The sequence below is a fragment of the Streptomyces sp. NPDC024687 genome (assembly GCF_055559055.1).
Map to the genome: position 1 here is coordinate 56,087 of NZ_JBVHLJ010000005.1, position 16,913 is coordinate 72,999.

Sequence of the window (16,913 nt, forward strand, 5' to 3'; positions counted from 1 at the left end):
ACCGCAGAGCACGACGAAACAGCCGCCGGTGAGACAGGAGAAGCGCGGCTGAACCTCCGGAGGAGGCGGGGCTACCGCCTCCTCCGGGCCGTACCGAAGACGGAGCGGGTGATCTCACGCCCGATCTGCGTGCCCAGCGACCGCGCGAGCGACTTGAACACGCCACTGCCGACGACCTGTTCGACGACGGACGCGTTCTTCTCCCGTGCAGAAGGCGGGGCCTTCGGCGCGGCCTTTGTCGGGACCATCTCGTCCGGGCCCTTGGCGCCGCGGGAGTCGAGCCTCTCGTACGCCGACTCCCTATCCACAGCCTGTGCGTAACGCCCGTACAGCGAGGAGGCCCTGACCGCCGAGTCCAGCGCACCCGCGTCGAGGGGACCCATCAGGGACTCGGGGGCGCGCAGGCGGGTCGCGGCGACGGGCGTAGGAGCCCCCCTCTCGCTCAGCACCGTCACCACGGCCTCCCCCGTCCCCAGGCCGGTGAGCAGCTCCTCGAGGTCGTACGCGGAGTCCGGGAAGGTCTTCACGGTCGCCTTCAACGCCTTCTGGTCGTCCGGCGTGAAAGCCCGCAGCGCGTGCTGGACCCGGTTGCCGAGCTGGGCGAGGACATCGGCGGGTACGTCCTTCGCGGTCTGCGTGACGAAGAAGACGCCGACTCCTTTCGAGCGAATCAGCCGGACGGTCTGCGTGAGGGAGTCGAGGAACGCCTTAGAGGCCCCGTTGAAGAGCAGATGCGCCTCGTCGAAGAAGAAGACGAGCTTCGGCTTGTCGACGTCCCCGACCTCCGGCAGATCGTGGAAGAGATCGGCGAGCAGCCACATCAGGAAGGTCGAGAAGAGCCGCGGCCGGTCCTGTACGGCGGCCAGCTCCAGCACGGACACGAGCCCACGCCCGTCGTCCGCGACCCGCAGCAGCTCACCGGTGTCGAACTCGGGCTCCCCGAAGAAGTCGGCCATGCCCTCCGCCTCGAAGGCGGTGAGGGAGCGCAGGATCACTCCCGCGGTGGCCGTGCTCAGCCCGCCGATGCCCTTCAGCTCGCTCCTGCCCTCGTCGGAGGTCAGAAAGGCGACGACGGCCCGCAGGTCCTTCAGGTCGACCAGGTCCAGCCCCTTCTGGTCGGCGTAGTGGAAGATCAGGCCGAGGGACTGCTCCTGGGTCTGGTTGAGCTGGAGCACCTTGGACAGGAGCAGCGGCCCGAAGCTGGTGACGGTCGCCCGGACCGGAATGCCGTGCCCGATGCCGCCGAGGGCGTAGAACTCCGCGGGAAACCCGGTGGGCTCCCACCGCTGATGCACGTCGGCGGCCCTGGCCTGCACCTTCTCGTTCCGTGCGCCCGGCTCGCGGATCCCCGACACATCGCCCTTGATGTCGGCGAGGAAGACGGGCACTCCCTGCGCCGACAGCTGCTCGGCGATGAGCTGGAGCGTCTTGGTCTTGCCGGTGCCGGTGGCGCCGGCGACGAGCCCGTGCCGGTTGAGCATCGGCAGAGGGATCCTGACCTGCGCGTCCGGCAGGCAGACGCCGTCCCACAGCAGTGCGCCGAGGTCGAGCGCGGGCCCGGCGAAGGCATAGCCGGAGGCGATCTCCAGGGCCTGCTGGGGCAGCGCGGCGGGGCCGGACTGTGCCTTTGGCATGGACCGGTCGGTGGTTGCCGCGGCGGCTCCCGTCACACCCTCCGGCGGGGTCTTTCGCTCGCTCATACCAAACCCCTGCTCCCGTTACGCCCCTTTTCGCGACTTTTTTCCAGCGTCGCACTCGGCCGCCATGGCTGCGCCCGGAAGGTCTTGACCGGTAGGCTTTCCGTGTGATCTTCAAGCGCATCGGAAACGGCCGGCCGTACCCCGACCACGGCCGGGAAAGCACCCGGCAGTGGGCGGACGTCGCACCGCGCCCGGTCCGCCTCGATCAGCTGGTGACGACCAAGGGCCAACTCGACCTGGAAACCCTGCTCGCCGAGGACTCGACGTTCTACGGCGACCTGTTCGCGCACGTCGTGAAGTGGCAGGGCGACCTGTACCTGGAGGACGGTCTCCACCGCGCGGTGCGGGCGGCACTCCAGCAGCGACAGGTGCTGCACGCGCGCGTGCTCGAGCTGGACTGAGCGACCACGCTGTAACGGTTTGACCCTTTCGGGTTCACCTGCGCCGTGGTCAATGATCATCTAGTAGGCATTGCCGTCCCGGCGCACTACGCTGCGCCCATGAGCATGCTGACGCCCCCCGGCATGGGCGGTAAGTACCGGATCACGGGCGACAAGTACCCCCGGATGCGTCGGCCCCGGCGGCGCGGCAGGCTCGTGCTCGGTGTGGTGGCCTCCGTCGCCGCGCTGAGCCTGGTCGGCTGGGGCACGCTCCAGCTCATCGACGTGTTCACGGGTGGCGGGGACCGGGCCTCCGCGGCCGGCTCCGGGACGAACTGCAGGACGAAGGCCGGCGCGTCCCCCTCCCCCTCCGCGGCCCCTCTCCCCAAGCCGGGCCAGATCACCGTCAACGTCCTGAACGCCACGGCTCGCGGCGGGCTCGCCAAGAAGACGGCGGACGAGCTGAAGAAGCGGGGCTTCAAGATCGGCGAGGTGGGCAACGCGACGGCGACCTACGACAAGAAGGTCAAGGGCACGGGGGTACTGCTCGGTCCCTCCTCCGCCCTCAAGACCTCGCTGCCGGTCCTCGCGGCGCAGCTGGCCTCCGCCGAGACCCGCACGGACACCCGCAAGGGCGCCGAGGTCGACCTGATCATCGGGACGGCTTTCAAGAACCTCACACCGAAGGCGACGGCGGACAAGTCGATGGCAGCACTGGCCCATCCCGACCCGTCGGCGACGACGTCGAAGAAGAGCTGCTGAGGTGTCGTAGGGCGCTTATGGGGGTGCCGGGTCAGGTAGTCGGGCGAGTGTGGGCCGGTGGGGGCTGGTCGCGCAGTTCCCCGCGGTGCCGCTGCGCTGGGCTTGGACGGGGCGCCTAAGGGGGTGCCGAGTCAGGTTGTCGGGCGGCTACCGGCCGGTGGGTGCCGGTCGCGCAGTTCCCCGCGCCCCCAGGGGGTTGCAGTCACCCGCGCCAGGAGGGGCACCCCCTGCCCCGGAGCCAAGCGGGCCGCCGCAGGCATTCAGGGGCGCGGGGAACTGCGCACAACGCTCGCCCCCACCGAACCCGCAGGGAACCCCTACTCGGCCGACCCGTACAGACGGTCGCCCGCGTCGCCGAGGCCCGGGACGATGTAGCCGTGCTCGTTGAGGTGGTCGTCGACCGCGGCCGTGACCACCGTGACCGGCGTACCCGCCAGCTCGCGCTCCATGATCTCCACGCCTTCGGGGGCGGCCAGCAGCACCACCGCCGTCACATCGTCCGCGCCCCGCTTGATCAGCTCACGGATCGCGGCGACCAGCGTGCCACCCGTCGCGAGCATCGGGTCGAGGATGTACACCTGCCGCCCGGACAGGTCCTCCGGCATACGCGCGGCATAGGTGGTGGCCTGCAGCGTCTCCTCGTTGCGGATCATGCCGAGGAACCCCACCTCGGCGGACGGCAGCAGCCGGACCATGCCGTCCAGCATGCCGAGCCCGGCACGGAGGATCGGCACCACCAGCGGACGCGGATACGACAGCTTCACACCGGTCGTGGCGGCGACCGGGGTGCGGATGTCGACCGCCTCGGTGCGCACGTCGCACGTGGCCTCGTAGGCGAGCAGGGTGACCAGCTCGTCGGCGAGACGACGGAAGGTCGCGGAGTCGGTGCGCTGGTCGCGCAGCGTGGTGAGTTTGTGGGCGACCAGAGGGTGGTCGACGACGTGGAGACGCATGGCCACAACAGTAGCCCGGTCCATCCATGCCCTCGCGCTGGCGTCAAACCCCCCGACCGGGGGAACGTGGGAGGGACGGACTGGGGTGGTGAACCGATGCCTGACCTGCCAGAGCACGAACCGTCGTCACAGGAGACCGACGCCGAGCGCCGGCGCCGACGCGCGCAGTTTCTGCGCGACCTCGCGGAAGCCCGGGAACTGCGTGACCGAGTGCAGCCGCGCCGGGCGAAAGTGGCCCGTCTGCGGCACGCGATGCGCATGCGGACCTTCCGCTGGTAAGAAAGATCACTGGACGCGAGCCGCACGGAACAGGTGGCCGTGTGTGGGCGGTTGGGAAAGCCGCGTACGATCCCGCTCGTGGCGGCGACGAGTGCGCTGGTGAGTCCTTCACCGACGTGCCGACGCGCGTGCGATCAAAACCACCGGACACAGGGTGCCGAAGACGTCCCCTGAACGCCTCGTTTCTGCCACGATTCCGAGTGGGTGGGGCTCGGAGCCGAGCTCTCCCCGCCCGAACCTCCGCCGGGGGGACCGCCAACCGGCACACCTATGACCAGTGGGAGAGTCACGGTGTACTTCGCCGCACTGCTCGCGCGCACCGAAGACGGGTGGGAAGCGAGCGACACAGAGCTCCTCGACAATGTGGAGACGCTGTCGGATCTGGCCGACCTCGCCCGGGAAGCCGCGGCCGAGGACGACACGGTGCTCGTCCTGATCGAACAGGAGGACGCCTGGTTCGGCGTCGTCCGCATCGACGGCGAGGAAGACCCTCGTATCTACGTCTCGGACGCCGCCGCCGCTGCCCGCAGCTCGTACGGCGAGATCCTGCTCACCGACGAACTGCTCGGAAGAGAGCCCGACGACGACCCCGACCTCGACGCCCTCGACCTCGACGGCACCGAGGACGGTGAGGACGAGGACGAGGACGACGACGACGTCACCGCCGAGGCGGTCGGCTCCGGGGAGGCCGTGCCGCACGGCCCGGTCGGCGACCCCCAGGTTCTCGACGACCTGGGCGTCAGCGTGAAGGAGCTGAAGGCCCTGTCGGAGGACGCCCTCACCGCGATCGCCGAGGCCCTGGGCGCCTCGGAGGTCCTGGAGACCGTCCGCTGACCGCAGGAACCGAGAAGGACGGCACCCCGGACCCGGTACGCGACCGCTGGCGGGCCGCGATGCGGCTCGCCCTGGCCGAGGCCGGCCGGGCGGGCGCGGACGTGCCGGTGGGCGCCGTCGTCCTGTCCCCGGACGGTACGACGGTGCTCGCGGCCGGACACAACGAACGCGAGGCGGTCGGTGACCCGACCGCGCACGCGGAGGTCCTCGCGATCAGGCGGGCGGCGGCGGAGCTCGGCGAGTGGCGGCTGACCGGCTGCACGCTCGTGGTCACGCTGGAGCCCTGCACGATGTGCGCGGGCGCGATCGTGCAGTCCCGGGTGGACCGGGTCGTCTACGGCGCCCGGGACGAGAAGGCGGGCGCGGCCGGCTCCCTGTGGGACGTCGTCCGCGACCGGCGCCTCAACCACCGGCCCGAGGTCATCGAGGGTGTGTTCGCCGAAGAGTGCGCCGGGCTCCTCACGGAGTTCTTCCGCGACCGCTGACGGACCGCCTGCCTGACCGCTGACGGACCGCCCCCCGACCACCGATCGACCGCCTCCGGGCCGCCGATACCGATTTCAAACCATGCCCCACCTTGCTGTAAGGTCTCCCTCGGTAGCGTGTCCGAGCGGCCGAAGGAGCTCGCCTCGAAAGCGAGTGTGGCGCAAGTCACCGAGGGTTCAAATCCCTCCGCTACCGCTGAAGAAGGGCCCCGTCGAGAGACGGGGCCCTTCGTGCGTACTGATCACCCCGGTTACTGATCACCCCGGTTACACTCGCGCCCCAGAAGGAACAGACGCACCAGTAGCGGGGGAGGCCGCGGTGGCGGTGAACGGAAAGAAGATCGCCGTCTATTTGCTCGTGGTCTTCGTGCTGTACGTGATCATCACGGACCCGGCCAAGGCCGCCGACTACGTGCAGATAGGGTTCCAGGGCATATCGGACGCCGCCAAGGCCGTGGGCGACTTCTTCACCTGGCTGGCCGACGGGGCGCACTGAACAGACTCGAGGGAGCGCCCATGATCCGCCATCTCGTCCTCTTCAAGCTCAACGAGGGTGTCGAGCGCGACGACCCTCGTGTCGTCGCGGGCGTCGAGGCCTTCCGCGCGCTGGACGGCAAGATCCCCGAGATCCGCTTCTGGGAGCTGGGCTGGAACCTCAGCGACCGCCCCATCGCCTACGACTTCGCCATCAACTCCGGGTTCGAGGACGCGGCCGCGCTGCGGACGTACGTCGAGCACCCGGAGCACCAGGCGGGCGTGGCGCTGTGGAAGGAGTTCGCCACCTGGGTGATCGCGGACTACGCGTACTGAGCCCGAGTGCTCGGAAGCCTCCTGCCGGCAACGGCGGGAGGCTTTTCTGCGTCTTCCAGCTCCACTTGCCCCTCAACACGGCGTACCCAACGTTATGCGGTGCTTGCACACAGTGCACATGTCTTGTGATGCTATGACCGCTTTTGACGGATGAGTTGACCAACGAAGAGGTGGCGTTGACCGTGGCGGCCAGTACCGCGCCTCCCCAGGAGGCCCCCCAAGAGGCCGCCCCACGCAGTCGCGGCGCCGACACCCGGGCGCTGACCCAGGTGCTCTTCGGCGAGTTGAAGGAGCTCGAGCCGGGCACGCCGGAGCACAACCGGGTACGGACGGCGCTCATCGAGGCCAACCTCCCGCTCGTGCGCTACGCGGCCGCCCGCTTCCGCTCCCGCAACGAGCCGATGGAGGACGTGATCCAGGTCGGCACCATCGGGCTCATCAACGCCATCGACCGCTTCGACCCGGACCGGGGCGTGCAGTTCCCGACCTTCGCGATGCCGACCGTCATCGGCGAGATCAAGCGGTACTTCCGCGACAACGTCCGCACGGTCCACGTCCCGCGCCGGCTGCACGAGCTGTGGGTGCAGGTCAACGGCGCGACGGAGGACCTGACGACCGCCTTCGGACGCACCCCGACGACCGCCGAGATCGCCGAGCGGCTGCGCATCACCGAGGACGAGGTGCTGTCCTGCATCGAGGCCGGACGGTCGTACCACGCCACCTCGCTCGAAGCGGCGCAGGAGGGTGACGGACTGCCGGGCCTGCTCGACCGGCTCGGCTACGAGGACCCGGCGCTGGACGGCGTGGAACACCGCGACCTGGTCCGCCATCTCCTGGTCCAACTCCCCGAACGGGAACAGCGAATCCTGCTGCTGCGCTACTACAGCAATCTCACCCAGTCGCAAATCAGCGCGGAACTCGGCGTCTCACAGATGCACGTTTCGAGGCTACTCGCGCGTAGCTTCCAGCGGCTGCGGTCCGCCAATCGGATCGACGCATAATCTTCGGCGGATAGCGGATGCATAAGGGGCGCACGGTCGCACGTTCCGGAACACCGCAGCTCGCAAGCGGGATCGAGAGGTAACTGGCGCGAGCGAATCGCTCACCAGCGCCGTTCCCGACACTTCTGTGCCGAAAAACCGTCAGACCCCCTTTATCCAGGGCGGATTCGGGTCTCACATGTCGACATGTCACTACAGCGTGTTGCCGACATGTGACATTCTGCCGGAAGCGCGTTTGCCGAGGCTTCGGCGCCGGTATTCAGGTGAAGGCTGACGTTCCACCACGGGGCGTTCGCCACGACCGTCCCGCGACCCAAAGGGGGTGGCATGTCCGCAGATCAGGGCAGCTCGAAGGTGCTCACGCTCACCAAGAGCGAGGCTGAGCCCGCACTCGACGACGTCACGGCTGTCGAGGCCGCGTCGGCCCCGGCTCTCCCGGCTCCCCCGACGGTGTCGGGAGCCATCGACACCCGCACCCTGTCCCGCTCCCTCTTCCTGCGGCTCGCCGCACTCGACGAGAACAGCCCGGAGCGCGCGTACGTCCGGGACACCCTCATCGAGCTCAACCTCCCGCTGGTGCGCTACGCGGCGGCTCGTTTCCGCTCGCGCAACGAGCCGATGGAGGACATCGTCCAGGTCGGCACCATCGGCCTGATCAAGGCGATCGACCGCTTCGACTGCGAACGGGGCGTCGAGTTCCCGACGTTCGCGATGCCGACGGTCGTGGGGGAGATCAAGCGGTTCTTCCGCGACACCTCGTGGTCGGTGCGTGTCCCGCGCCGTCTGCAGGAGCTGCGGCTGGCCCTCACCAAGGCCAGTGACGAGCTCTCCCAGAAGCTGGACCGCTCTCCGACGGTCGCCGAACTCGCCACCGTGCTGGGCGTGTCCGAGGAGGACGTCGTCGACGGCCTCGCGGTCGGCAACGCCTACACCGCGTCCTCGCTCGACTCTCCGGCCCCGGAGGACGACGGCGGCGAGGGCTCTCTCGCGGACCGCCTCGGCTACGAGGACACGGCTCTGGAGGGCGTCGAGTACCGGGAGTCCCTGAAGCCGCTGCTGGCCAAACTCCCGCCCCGGGAGCGCCAGATCATCATGCTGCGCTTCTTCGCCAACATGACCCAGTCACAGATCGGCGACGAGGTCGGCATCTCCCAGATGCACGTCTCCCGCCTCCTGACCCGAACCCTGGCCCAGCTCCGCGAGGGTCTCATCTCCGACTGAGGGTTCCCCTGTCACCGGGCATCCGGAAGCACCTGAGGGCGCCTACGGATGTACCGGGTCAGGTTGTCGGGCGGCTGCGGGCCGGTGGGGGCTGGTCGCGCAGTTCCCCGCGGTGCCGCTGCGCTGGGCTTGAACCGGGCGCCCATTGGGGTGCCGGGTCAGGTTGTCGGGCGGCTGCGGGCCGGTGGGGGCTGGTCGCGCAGTTCCCCGCGCCCCTAGGGGGTTGCGGTCGCCGGTGCCAGGACGGACCGCAAGTCACCTCGCGGGCCATCACGGACCGTTCGCCATCTCACGTACCCCTACGAGCCGTCGCCCTGCCGCGCGCCACGATCCGGCCGTTGGCCGCGTACGGCGTGCAGGGGACGGGGTGGGGGGTGTCCGCCCGCAGCGGCCGGCGTCCGTTGCCGGGTACCGATGAAGCAACAGCGCCTCCGCCCCGGCACCGACCCACCCACCGAACCTCACGCGCTACCCACGCCCCCACCGGAGCCAAGCAGGCCGCCGCAGGCACTCAGGGGCGCGGGGAACTGCGCACGACGCCCGCCCCCACCCAACCCGCACCTGAAAAGGAACCCCGGCGCGCTACCTCAGCGCCAGCCAAGCCACCGCCGCGACGATCGCCACCGCGACCACCACCCCGATGATGAGCCCGATGCGCGGGCCGCCCGACGTGGCGGCCGGCGCAGTCGGCTGTCGGCGGCCCTGCGGGCCCTCGTCGACGAACGCGCGGAACATCTGGGTACTGCCGGCGGGGTCGTGGTTGCCGTCGGGGACCTGGTTCTCAGCCATGCCCAGAGACCCTAGCGAATCCGGGACCGGGGCCCAAGTGCGGGGCTGACCACGGCACCAGCAACCCTCACATGCGGGTTTACGTTCGCAATACTTGCCTTTGCCAACTTTTTGTACCGCATCCACCCCCTTTTATTTGCCTGTAGCAACCAAGCACGTCTATGGTTGCCCTAAGCAACGAATACGGGAGGTGTGATGGCCGAGCAAGCGCGATACGAGGAGCTGATCCGCCAGTTCAGCGCCTTCGGGGCCGTGAAGCGGGAGATCGGGCGGATGATGCCGTCCGAGTGCCCCTCCGGTTCCGCCGCCGTGCTGACCCTCCTCGGGCGCTACGGGGACATGCGCATGAGCAAGCTCTCCGAGCTGCTCGCCGTGGACATGTCGGTGACCAGCCGCCACGTGGCGCACGTCGCCGAGCGCGGCTGGATCGAGCGCTCCCCCGACCCGGCGGACAAGCGCTCACGCATCCTGCGTCTGACGCCGGCCGGCCAGGCGCTCCTGGACCAGCTGTCCCGCCGGACCTGCCTCATGCTCGCCGAGCGGCTCAGCGACTGGAGCGACGACGAGGTCGTCCAGTTGACCGCGCTGATGGCCCGCCTCCGGGCGAGCTTCGACGACACCCGCGCCCACGGCCCCGAACCCCGGCCGCCCGTCACCCCCGTACTCGAACAGACCACCCGTACACCCGCGATCACCCAGTAAGAGAAGGAAGCCCATGGCAACGACCACACCAGCCGGTGTGCGGGCTCACGCCAAGCACGGGGGAGGCTCCACCGAGTACGCCCCGATGACGCACCGGCAGATCATGGAGGCCATCTCCGGCCTGCTGCTCGGCATGTTCGTGGCGATCCTGTCGTCCACGATCGTCACCAACGCGCTCCCGCACATCATCAGCGACCTCGGCGGCGGCCAGTCCGCCTACACCTGGGTCGTCACCTCCGCCCTGCTGTCGATGACCGCGGCCACCCCCCTGTGGGGCAAGCTCGCCGACCTGTACAGCAAGAAGGCGCTCGTCCAGATAGCCCTGGTCATCTACGTCCTGGGCTCCGCGGCCGCCGGTCTCTCGCAGAACGCCGGCATGCTGATCGCCTGCCGTGTCGTCCAGGGCATCGGTGTCGGTGGTCTGTCCGCGCTCGCCCAGATCGTCATGGCCGCGATGATCTCCCCGCGTGAGCGCGGCCGTTACTCCGGCTACCTCGGCGCGACCTTCGCCGTCGCCACCGTCGGCGGACCGCTGCTCGGCGGTGTCATCACCGACACCTCGTGGCTGGGCTGGCGCTGGTGCTTCTACGTCGGTGTCCCCTTCGCCGTCATCGCGCTGATCGTGCTGCAGAAGACCCTGCACCTGCCCGTCGTGAAGCGGGACGTGAAGGTGGACTGGGCGGGTGCGTTCTTCGTGGCCGCCGCCGTCTCGCTGCTGCTGGTCTGGGTCACCTTCGCCGGTGACAAGTACGACTGGATCTCCTGGCAGACGTACGCGATGGTCGGCGGTTCGATCGTCCTCGGTCTGATCTTCGTGCTGGTCGAGTCCAAGGTGCGCGAACCGATCATCCCGCTGCGCCTGTTCAGGAACCGCACCATCACCCTGGCCTCGCTGGCCTCGCTGTTCGTCGGTGTCGCGATGTTCACCGGCACGGTGTTCTTCAGCCAGTACTTCCAGCTGGCCCGCGACAAGTCCCCGACGATGTCGGGTGTGATGACCATCCCGATGATCGGTGGTCTGTTCGTCTCCTCCACCGTCTCCGGGCAGTTCATCACCCGCACCGGGCGCTGGAAGGCGTGGCTGGTCAGCGGTGGCGTGCTGGTGACGGCGGGCCTCGGTCTGCTCGGCACCATCCGGTACGACACGGCCTACTGGAAGATGTCGATCTTCATGACCCTGCTGGGTCTCGGCATCGGCATGATGATGCAGAACCTGGTGCTGTGCACGCAGAACCAGGTCGACCCGAGCGACCTCGGCTCCGCCAGCTCCACGGTCACCTTCTTCCGCTCCCTCGGCGGTGCGGTCGGCGTCTCCGCGCTCGGCGCGGTCATGTCCCACCGGATCACGCACTACGTGTCGGACGGCGTCGCCGCCCTCGACCCCAAGTACCAGGCAGCGCTGTCCGGTTCCGGCTCCTCCACCGACAGCATCCCGGACCTGAGCAAGCTCCCGGCCCCGGTGCGCACCCTGATGGAGAGCTCCTACGGCCACGGCATCGCCGACGTGTTCCTGATCGCCGGCGCCCTCGCGGCCGTCGCGTTCCTGATCACCCTGTTCATCAAGGAGGTTCCGCTGCGGACCAAGGGCGCGCTGGCACAGGCCGCCGGCGAGGAGACTCCCGCTCCTGCCGAGGCTCCGGTGGAGACCGAGGCCGCCGCGCACACTCCGAGCTGGGCGGCCACCGAGACCGTCTCCTCCGACACCGAGACCGCTCCCGAGGGCACGCAGCGGCTGTCCGCCGTGGCCACCCTCGCCCGTCCGGAGGCGTCCGGTGAAGGCGGCGGCATCCCGGTCCGCGGCTTCGTGCGCGGCAACGAGAGCGCTGCGGTCCCGCAGGCCGCGGTCACGCTGATCTCGCTCGCGGGACGGCAGCTGGGCCGGTCGGTCACCCAGGCCGACGGTTCCTACGCCGTCGAGGCGCCGAGCGTCGGGTCGTACGTCCTGATCGCCTCCGCGGACGGTTTCCAGCCGCAGGCGTCCACGGTGCTCGTGAACGGCGAGCCGGTCGCCTACGACATCCTCCTCAGCGGCACCAGCGGGCTGAACGGGCTCGTGCGGGCCGCGCAGAACGGGGAGCCGGTCAAGGACGCGATGGTGATCGTCACCGATGTGCGGGGTGATCTGCTGGCCACCGGAACCACCGGTGAGCAGGGCGAGTTCGCCTTCGGCGAGCTGGTGCCGGGTGCGGTGACCGTCGCGGTCAACGCCGCCGGGTTCCGGCCGCGCGCCCTGCCCGTCGAGGTCGGCGGCACCGGCGTCACCCGCATCGAGGTCGACCTCGACTCGGGCGCCCGCCTGCAGGGTGTCGTACGGGCGCCGCACGGTCCGCTGGCCGACGCGCGGGTCACTCTCGTGGACGCGGCCGGCAACGTGGTCGGTACCGCCACCACCGGGTCGGACGGGGCGTACGCCTTCACCGACCTGGACGGCGGCGAGTACACGGTCATCGCGACGGGCTACCCGCCGCAGGCGACGGCCCTGACCGTGAACGGCCCCGGCGTCGACGGCCACGACATCGAACTCGCCCACCCCGGCGAGTAGTTCACCCGCTCCGGCCCGTGGCAGGGAGCGCGCGCTCCGAGCGGAGGCGCGCGCCCGCCACGGGCCGGTCTTCTTTGAGGAGGTACGAGACATGGGACTGACCGCGAGGATCCGCACCCGGGACGGATGGGCCGTGTCGCACGCGGTCGTCACGGTGACGGACATGACCGGCACCCAGGTGCTGCGCGCGGAGGCGGACCCGGAGGGGGCCGTACGGGACGCGACTCCGCTGGAGCCGGGGCCGTACACCGTCATCGTCACGGCCGTCGGGTACGCGCCCGCCGCGTCCAGCGCGATCGTCACCGCGAGCGGCCGCGCCGAGGTCGGCACGGTCACCCTGGCCCGCATCGGCGGCACGGAACTCCCGCCGCCGGGGCCCTGGACCGTCGATCCGGCCCACTCCAGTGTGGGCGCGGTCGCCCAGCACCTGGGCATCTCCAGCGTGCACGGCCGCTTCACCGACTTCACGGCGGCGATCGAGGTCGCCCCGGACGACGTGACCAAGTCCCGGGTGGAGGCGGTGATCCGGGCCGCCTCCATCGACACGGGCAACGCGATGCGGGACGAGCACCTGAGGTCGGCGGACTTCCTGGACGTCGAGCGGTACCCGGAGATCACCTACCGGTCGACGCGGCTGGTCGTGTCCGGTACGGACCGCTGGACGGTCCGGGGCGAGCTGGCGATGCGCGGTGTCGTACGGCCCGTCGACCTGGACCTCGCCTACCTGGGCACCGGAGCCGACCCCTGGGGCGGGACCCGGGCCGCCTTCCGGGCGACGACCCAGCTGCGGCGGGAGGACTTCGCCATGAACTACAACCAGGTCGTCCAGGCGGGCATCGCGGCGATCGGGACGACGCTGAAGGTCGAGCTCGATGTGCAGGCGGTGCAGGGGGAGTCGCTGCCGCAGGCCTGAGGGCGTTGTCAGTGGCGGGTCGTACGGTTCGGGGTATGGAGCGGACCACGGGGGTGCAGGGCTACTACGCCGAGTCGGCGGAGCGGCTGGGGAGGGTGTACGAGAGCGTCTCGTTCGAGACCGTGCACGGGGCGCTGCTGGATCTCCTGCCGGAGGCGCCCGCGCGGGTGCTGGACGTCGGCGCGGGAACCGGGCGGGACGCGGCGGCGCTGGCCGGCCGGGGATACACGGTCGACGCGGTGGAGCCGGTGGCCGAGCTGCGCCGGGTGGCCGAGCGGCTGCACCCCGGCAGCGGGGTGAACTGGCGGGCGGGCGCGCTGCCGGAGATACCCGGCGTGCGGGGCCCGTACGACGTCGTCCTGCTGTCCGCGGTGTGGATGCACCTGCGGCCGGAGGAGCGCCCCGTCGCCATGCGGCGGCTGGCCGGGCTGCTCGGCCCCGGCGGGATCCTGCTGATCACGCTGCGACGCGGTGAGCCGCCCGTGGGCCGGCGGATGTTCGACATCCCGCCGCAGGAGGTCGCCGGGCACGGGGCGGAGGCGGGGCTGAGGCTGCTGCGGACCGTGGAGGAGGGGGCGGACCGGCTCGGCCGGGACGCGGTTCACTGGAACGCCGTGGCGCTCCAACTAGGCTGATTCCATGGCACCGAACATTGCGACCAACAAGGCCGTCTCCCTGGAACAGCTGCTGGACTTCGTACGGCCCCGGCACCGGGCGATCCTGCTGACGCGGCGGGCGGACGGGTCGCCGCAGGCCTCGCCGCTGACCTGCGGGGTGGACGACTCGGGGCGGATCGTCGTGTCGACGTACCCCGAGCGGGCCAAGACGCGGAACGCGAAGCGGGACTCCCAGGTCAGCGTGCTCGTGCTGAGTGACGACTGGAACGGCCCGTGGGTGCAGGTCGACGGGACCGCGGAGGTCATCGACTCGCCGGAGTCCGTGGAGCCGTTGGTGGAGTACTACCGGAACATCTCCGGGGAGCATCCGGACTGGGACGAGTACCGCTCGGCGATGGTGAAGCAGGGGAAGTCGATCATCCGGGTCACTCCGGTGCGGTGGGGGCCGGTTGCCACCGGCGGTTTCCCGGCGCGGTTGGCCTGATCGCGGGGTGGGCAAGCGCGCCTAAGGGCGCTCGACCATCGCCTCGATTCCCCTGACCAGGAGGTCCAGGGCGAACGTGAAGTCCCTGTCCCGCATGTCCTCCACCGTGTCGCCGCCCCTCGCCGTCATGATCTCCTCGTTCTCCTTGAGGAGTTCGGCTGCGGCGGGGGCCCGGGTGGCGGTGGTCATGGCGTGGCGGAAGTAGGACTCCTGGGTCATGCCGGCCTGGGTGGCGCGGGCGATGAAGTGGCCCTCGATGGTGCCGAAGCCGTAGACGAACTGGAAGACGGCGGAGATCGCGCCGGTGATGCCGTGCGCGGGCAGGCCGGTCCTGCGGACGATGCGGTGCACGGTCCGGGACAGCGCCAGGGAGTGCGGGCCGATGTTGAGGAAGGTGCCGGCCAGCGGTGAGACCCAGGGGTGCCGTACCAGCAGACCCCGGTACTCCCGTGCCACCGTGCGCAGTTGGTCCCGCCAGTCCTCGTCGGCCTCCGGGTCCGGCAGCTCCAGCTCGCCGAAGGCCGCGTCCAGGGCGAGTTCGAGGAGGTCGTCCTTGGTGTCGACGTACCAGTAGACGGACATCGCGGTCACGTTCAGCTCGGTGGCAAGCCGCCGCATGGAGAACTTGGCCAGCCCCTCGGCGTCCAGGAGACGGACGGTGACCTCGGTGATCCGGTCGCGGTCCAGCCCGGACGGCTGCCCGCCCCCACGCCCACCCCGGCGCACCTTGCCCTCCAGCCAGACACTGGTTCGCGCGGCCGCTTCCTGGCCTGCCTTCACCATGGCGCACCTTCCGAGACGTCGTTCACTTGCCGAGATGCTAGGCCTGCACCGACCTGTGAGGGGCGCGGGGCTGTGCCGGTATGCGGCTCCGCCCCGTGGGCGCGACCAGCCACCATCGGACTGCGGCCGCCGATGAGCCGAAGCCGCCACCCCGCTAGGCGTCCCGCGCCCGCTCCGCCCGCCGCAGCAACACCCCCGCCACCACCCCGCCCAGCAACACCGCCACCGCCCCCACCAACTGACTGCTCTCCAGGCCGGAGGCGAACGCCTCCGTGATCCGCGCCCGCTCCGACGCCGACCCCGCCTCCGCCAGCGCCCCCGGCAGGGACACCGCGGCCACGGAGATCCCGGCCGCGAACCGCGCGTTCAGGACCGCGCCCAGCACGGCGACCCCGAGCCCCTGCCCGAACTCCGCCACCGTGCCGTTGATGCCCGCGCCGACCCCGGCCTTCTCCGGCGGGATCGCGCTCATGATCGCGTGGGCCATCGCGGGACTGGCGACCGCCGCGCCCGCGCCGATCAGCACCAGCCCCAGCAGCGTGCCCGGATACCCGTGGCCGGTGAGCGTGGCGATGGCCAGGAGGCCCGCGGCCATCACCGCCATGCCGAGGCCGATGGAGAGCGGCGTCCCGAGCCTCGTCGACCACTTCGCCGACAGGCCGGTGAAGTTGAGGGCGACGATCATCAGCGCGAGCGGTGCCGTCCGCAGTCCCGCCTCCAGGGGGCCGTAACCGAGGACGAACTGCATGTGCTGGGTGAGCAGGAAGAGCGAGCCGCCCATGCCGAAGGTGATCAGGACCGCGCCCGCCACCGCTCCGGTGAACCGGCGGTCGCGGAAGAAGTGCATGTCGAGCATGGGGTGGGGGATCCGGCTCTCCCAGTACGCGAACCCGGCGAGGACCACCACCGCCACGACCGCCGGCACCAGCACCCGGCCGGAGGTCCAGCCGTGCTCGGGGCCGGAGATGATCGCGAAGACCAGGGAGGCCATGCCGATCGTGGACAGCAGGGCGCCGAGCAGGTCGGGGCGGTCGCCCTGCGGGTTTTTGGATTCGGGGACCAGGAGCACGACCGCGACCAGGGCGAGCGCGGCGACCGGCAGGTTGATCAGGAAGATCGCGCCCCACCAGAAGTGGTTCAGCATGAAGCCGCCGAGGAGGGGACCGGTCGCGAAGCCCAGGGAGTTGACCGCCGCCCAGATGCCGATCGCCTTCGGCTGCTCCTCGGGCGCGAAGATCTGCATCGCCACCGCGAGCGTGGTGGTCATCAGCAGCGCACCGCCCACGCCCATCCCGGCCCGTGCCGCGATCAGTTGGCCGGTGGAGCCGGCGAGGCCCGCGACCAGCGACCCGACGCCGAACAGCACCAGCCCCGCGGCCAGCATCTTCTTACGGCCGTAGCGGTCGGCGGCGCTCCCCGCGGTGAGCAGGAGGCCCGACTGCACCAGCGAATACGCGTTGATCATCCACTGGATGTCGGAGGTGGCGGCCCCTAGTTCGCTGGTCAGGGAGGGGATCGCCACGTTCAGGATCGTGTTGTCGAGCAGCACGGTCAGCTGCGCGAGACAGATGACACCGAGTATCAGCCAGCGCTGGGGATGGCCCTGGGCGACGGTGACGGGGGTGGGAGCGGAGGCGGGGGCGGTCATGCTGTACACC

General features: G+C 70.3%; 19 protein-coding genes and 1 tRNA gene. 15 read left to right on the forward strand and 5 right to left on the reverse strand.

What is annotated here, in order from left to right; genetic code table 11:
- Positions 1 to 71: 71 nt before the first annotated feature.
- A complete protein-coding gene (locus tag ACZ39I_RS20355) occupies positions 72 to 1,634 on the reverse strand; it encodes a helicase HerA-like domain-containing protein (RefSeq protein ID WP_467245756.1) in 1,563 nt (520 codons plus the stop codon).
- A 170-nt stretch (positions 1,635 to 1,804) separates the two neighbouring features.
- Between ACZ39I_RS20355 and ACZ39I_RS20360 the strand changes: the two genes are divergently transcribed.
- Both ACZ39I_RS20360 and ACZ39I_RS20365 read left to right on the forward strand, forming a co-directional pair.
- Entirely contained in the window at positions 1,805 to 2,101 is a 297-nt protein-coding gene (locus ACZ39I_RS20360; RefSeq protein ID WP_003999914.1) for a type II toxin-antitoxin system VapB family antitoxin, read from the forward strand.
- A gap of 99 nt (positions 2,102 to 2,200) precedes the next feature.
- A complete protein-coding gene (locus tag ACZ39I_RS20365) occupies positions 2,201 to 2,842 on the forward strand; it encodes a LytR C-terminal domain-containing protein (protein WP_467245757.1) in 642 nt (213 codons plus the stop codon).
- A 317-nt stretch (positions 2,843 to 3,159) separates the two neighbouring features.
- Here ACZ39I_RS20365 and upp read toward each other — a convergent pair whose 3' ends face one another.
- Positions 3,160 to 3,795: a uracil phosphoribosyltransferase gene (gene upp, locus ACZ39I_RS20370; RefSeq protein WP_467245758.1), complete on the reverse strand. Its 636-nt coding sequence runs from the start codon at positions 3,793 to 3,795 to the stop codon at positions 3,160 to 3,162.
- A gap of 96 nt (positions 3,796 to 3,891) precedes the next feature.
- Between upp and ACZ39I_RS20375 the strand changes: the two genes are divergently transcribed.
- The 8 genes from ACZ39I_RS20375 (at position 3,892) to ACZ39I_RS20410 (ending at position 8,425) form a co-directional block, all read left to right on the forward strand.
- Entirely contained in the window at positions 3,892 to 4,074 is a 183-nt protein-coding gene (locus ACZ39I_RS20375) for a hypothetical protein (protein WP_007383124.1), read from the forward strand.
- Positions 4,075 to 4,365: 291 nt separating this feature from the next.
- The gene (locus tag ACZ39I_RS20380) at positions 4,366 to 4,908 is read left to right on the forward strand and encodes a tRNA adenosine deaminase-associated protein (protein WP_467246250.1); all 543 of its coding nucleotides are present in this window, start codon (positions 4,366 to 4,368) and stop codon (positions 4,906 to 4,908) included.
- A 59-nt stretch (positions 4,909 to 4,967) separates the two neighbouring features.
- On the forward strand, positions 4,968 to 5,393 hold the full coding sequence (tadA, locus tag ACZ39I_RS20385) for a tRNA adenosine(34) deaminase TadA (protein WP_467245759.1): 426 nt from the start codon (positions 4,968 to 4,970) through the stop codon (positions 5,391 to 5,393).
- A 111-nt stretch (positions 5,394 to 5,504) separates the two neighbouring features.
- Positions 5,505 to 5,589: transfer RNA gene (locus tag ACZ39I_RS20390), tRNA-Ser, on the forward strand.
- A gap of 123 nt (positions 5,590 to 5,712) precedes the next feature.
- Positions 5,713 to 5,889 (forward strand): hypothetical protein, encoded by a 177-nt coding sequence (locus ACZ39I_RS20395; protein ID WP_352391355.1) that lies wholly within the window; start codon positions 5,713 to 5,715, stop codon positions 5,887 to 5,889.
- A gap of 20 nt (positions 5,890 to 5,909) precedes the next feature.
- On the forward strand, positions 5,910 to 6,203 hold the full coding sequence (locus tag ACZ39I_RS20400) for a Dabb family protein (RefSeq protein ID WP_352391356.1): 294 nt from the start codon (positions 5,910 to 5,912) through the stop codon (positions 6,201 to 6,203).
- Positions 6,204 to 6,346: 143 nt separating this feature from the next.
- Positions 6,347 to 7,204: an RNA polymerase sigma factor SigF gene (locus ACZ39I_RS20405; protein WP_352391357.1), complete on the forward strand. Its 858-nt coding sequence runs from the start codon at positions 6,347 to 6,349 to the stop codon at positions 7,202 to 7,204.
- A gap of 327 nt (positions 7,205 to 7,531) precedes the next feature.
- Entirely contained in the window at positions 7,532 to 8,425 is an 894-nt protein-coding gene (locus ACZ39I_RS20410; protein WP_403656901.1) for an RNA polymerase sigma factor SigF, read from the forward strand.
- Positions 8,426 to 9,007: 582 nt separating this feature from the next.
- Here ACZ39I_RS20410 and ACZ39I_RS20415 read toward each other — a convergent pair.
- Positions 9,008 to 9,214 carry a hypothetical protein gene (locus tag ACZ39I_RS20415; protein ID WP_467245760.1) on the reverse strand — a complete coding sequence of 69 codons (207 nt, stop codon included), beginning with the start codon at positions 9,212 to 9,214 and terminating at the stop codon, positions 9,008 to 9,010.
- Between the two features lie 195 nt (positions 9,215 to 9,409).
- Here ACZ39I_RS20415 and ACZ39I_RS20420 point away from each other — a divergent pair, with 195 nt between their 5' ends.
- From ACZ39I_RS20420 to ACZ39I_RS20440, 5 genes are all read left to right on the forward strand, one after another.
- Positions 9,410 to 9,916, forward strand: a complete 507-nt coding sequence (locus ACZ39I_RS20420) for a MarR family winged helix-turn-helix transcriptional regulator (protein ID WP_467245761.1) — start codon at positions 9,410 to 9,412, stop codon at positions 9,914 to 9,916.
- Between the two features lie 85 nt (positions 9,917 to 10,001).
- Entirely contained in the window at positions 10,002 to 12,458 is a 2,457-nt protein-coding gene (locus ACZ39I_RS20425) for an MFS transporter (protein WP_467246251.1), read from the forward strand.
- A gap of 91 nt (positions 12,459 to 12,549) precedes the next feature.
- Complete coding sequence (locus tag ACZ39I_RS20430) at positions 12,550 to 13,371, forward strand: YceI family protein (RefSeq protein WP_467245762.1); 822 nt, start codon at positions 12,550 to 12,552, stop codon at positions 13,369 to 13,371.
- Positions 13,372 to 13,406: 35 nt separating this feature from the next.
- A complete protein-coding gene (locus ACZ39I_RS20435) occupies positions 13,407 to 14,006 on the forward strand; it encodes a class I SAM-dependent methyltransferase (protein ID WP_467245763.1) in 600 nt (199 codons plus the stop codon).
- Positions 14,007 to 14,010: 4 nt separating this feature from the next.
- Complete coding sequence (locus ACZ39I_RS20440) at positions 14,011 to 14,472, forward strand: PPOX class F420-dependent oxidoreductase (protein ID WP_467245764.1); 462 nt, start codon at positions 14,011 to 14,013, stop codon at positions 14,470 to 14,472.
- A gap of 21 nt (positions 14,473 to 14,493) precedes the next feature.
- On the opposite strand, the gene ACZ39I_RS20445 is transcribed toward ACZ39I_RS20440, so the two are convergent.
- Both ACZ39I_RS20445 and ACZ39I_RS20450 read right to left on the reverse strand, forming a co-directional pair.
- Positions 14,494 to 15,255, reverse strand: coding sequence for a TetR/AcrR family transcriptional regulator (locus tag ACZ39I_RS20445; protein WP_467245765.1), 762 nt, complete (start codon positions 15,253 to 15,255; stop codon positions 14,494 to 14,496).
- A 154-nt stretch (positions 15,256 to 15,409) separates the two neighbouring features.
- Positions 15,410 to 16,903 carry an MFS transporter gene (locus tag ACZ39I_RS20450; protein ID WP_467245766.1) on the reverse strand — a complete coding sequence of 498 codons (1,494 nt, stop codon included), beginning with the start codon at positions 16,901 to 16,903 and terminating at the stop codon, positions 15,410 to 15,412.
- Positions 16,904 to 16,913: the final 10 nt, after the last annotated feature.

Coding starts and splice junctions, on each gene's coding strand:
- ACZ39I_RS20355 (WP_467245756.1), bottom strand. CDS start 1,634: ATGCCAAAGGCACAGTCCGGCCCCGCCGCGCTGCCCCAGCAGGCCCTG.
- ACZ39I_RS20365 (WP_467245757.1), top strand. CDS start 2,201: ATGAGCATGCTGACGCCCCCCGGCATGGGCGGTAAGTACCGGATCACG.
- upp (WP_467245758.1), bottom strand. CDS start 3,795: ATGCGTCTCCACGTCGTCGACCACCCTCTGGTCGCCCACAAACTCACC.
- ACZ39I_RS20375 (WP_007383124.1), top strand. CDS start 3,892: ATGCCTGACCTGCCAGAGCACGAACCGTCGTCACAGGAGACCGACGCC.
- tadA (WP_467245759.1), top strand. CDS start 4,968: ATGCGGCTCGCCCTGGCCGAGGCCGGCCGGGCGGGCGCGGACGTGCCG.
- ACZ39I_RS20400 (WP_352391356.1), top strand. CDS start 5,910: ATGATCCGCCATCTCGTCCTCTTCAAGCTCAACGAGGGTGTCGAGCGC.
- ACZ39I_RS20410 (WP_403656901.1), top strand. CDS start 7,532: ATGTCCGCAGATCAGGGCAGCTCGAAGGTGCTCACGCTCACCAAGAGC.
- ACZ39I_RS20415 (WP_467245760.1), bottom strand. CDS start 9,214: ATGGCTGAGAACCAGGTCCCCGACGGCAACCACGACCCCGCCGGCAGT.
- ACZ39I_RS20420 (WP_467245761.1), top strand. CDS start 9,410: ATGGCCGAGCAAGCGCGATACGAGGAGCTGATCCGCCAGTTCAGCGCC.
- ACZ39I_RS20425 (WP_467246251.1), top strand. CDS start 10,002: ATGACGCACCGGCAGATCATGGAGGCCATCTCCGGCCTGCTGCTCGGC.
- ACZ39I_RS20430 (WP_467245762.1), top strand. CDS start 12,550: ATGGGACTGACCGCGAGGATCCGCACCCGGGACGGATGGGCCGTGTCG.
- ACZ39I_RS20435 (WP_467245763.1), top strand. CDS start 13,407: ATGGAGCGGACCACGGGGGTGCAGGGCTACTACGCCGAGTCGGCGGAG.
- ACZ39I_RS20440 (WP_467245764.1), top strand. CDS start 14,011: ATGGCACCGAACATTGCGACCAACAAGGCCGTCTCCCTGGAACAGCTG.
- ACZ39I_RS20445 (WP_467245765.1), bottom strand. CDS start 15,255: ATGGTGAAGGCAGGCCAGGAAGCGGCCGCGCGAACCAGTGTCTGGCTG.
- ACZ39I_RS20450 (WP_467245766.1), bottom strand. CDS start 16,903: ATGACCGCCCCCGCCTCCGCTCCCACCCCCGTCACCGTCGCCCAGGGC.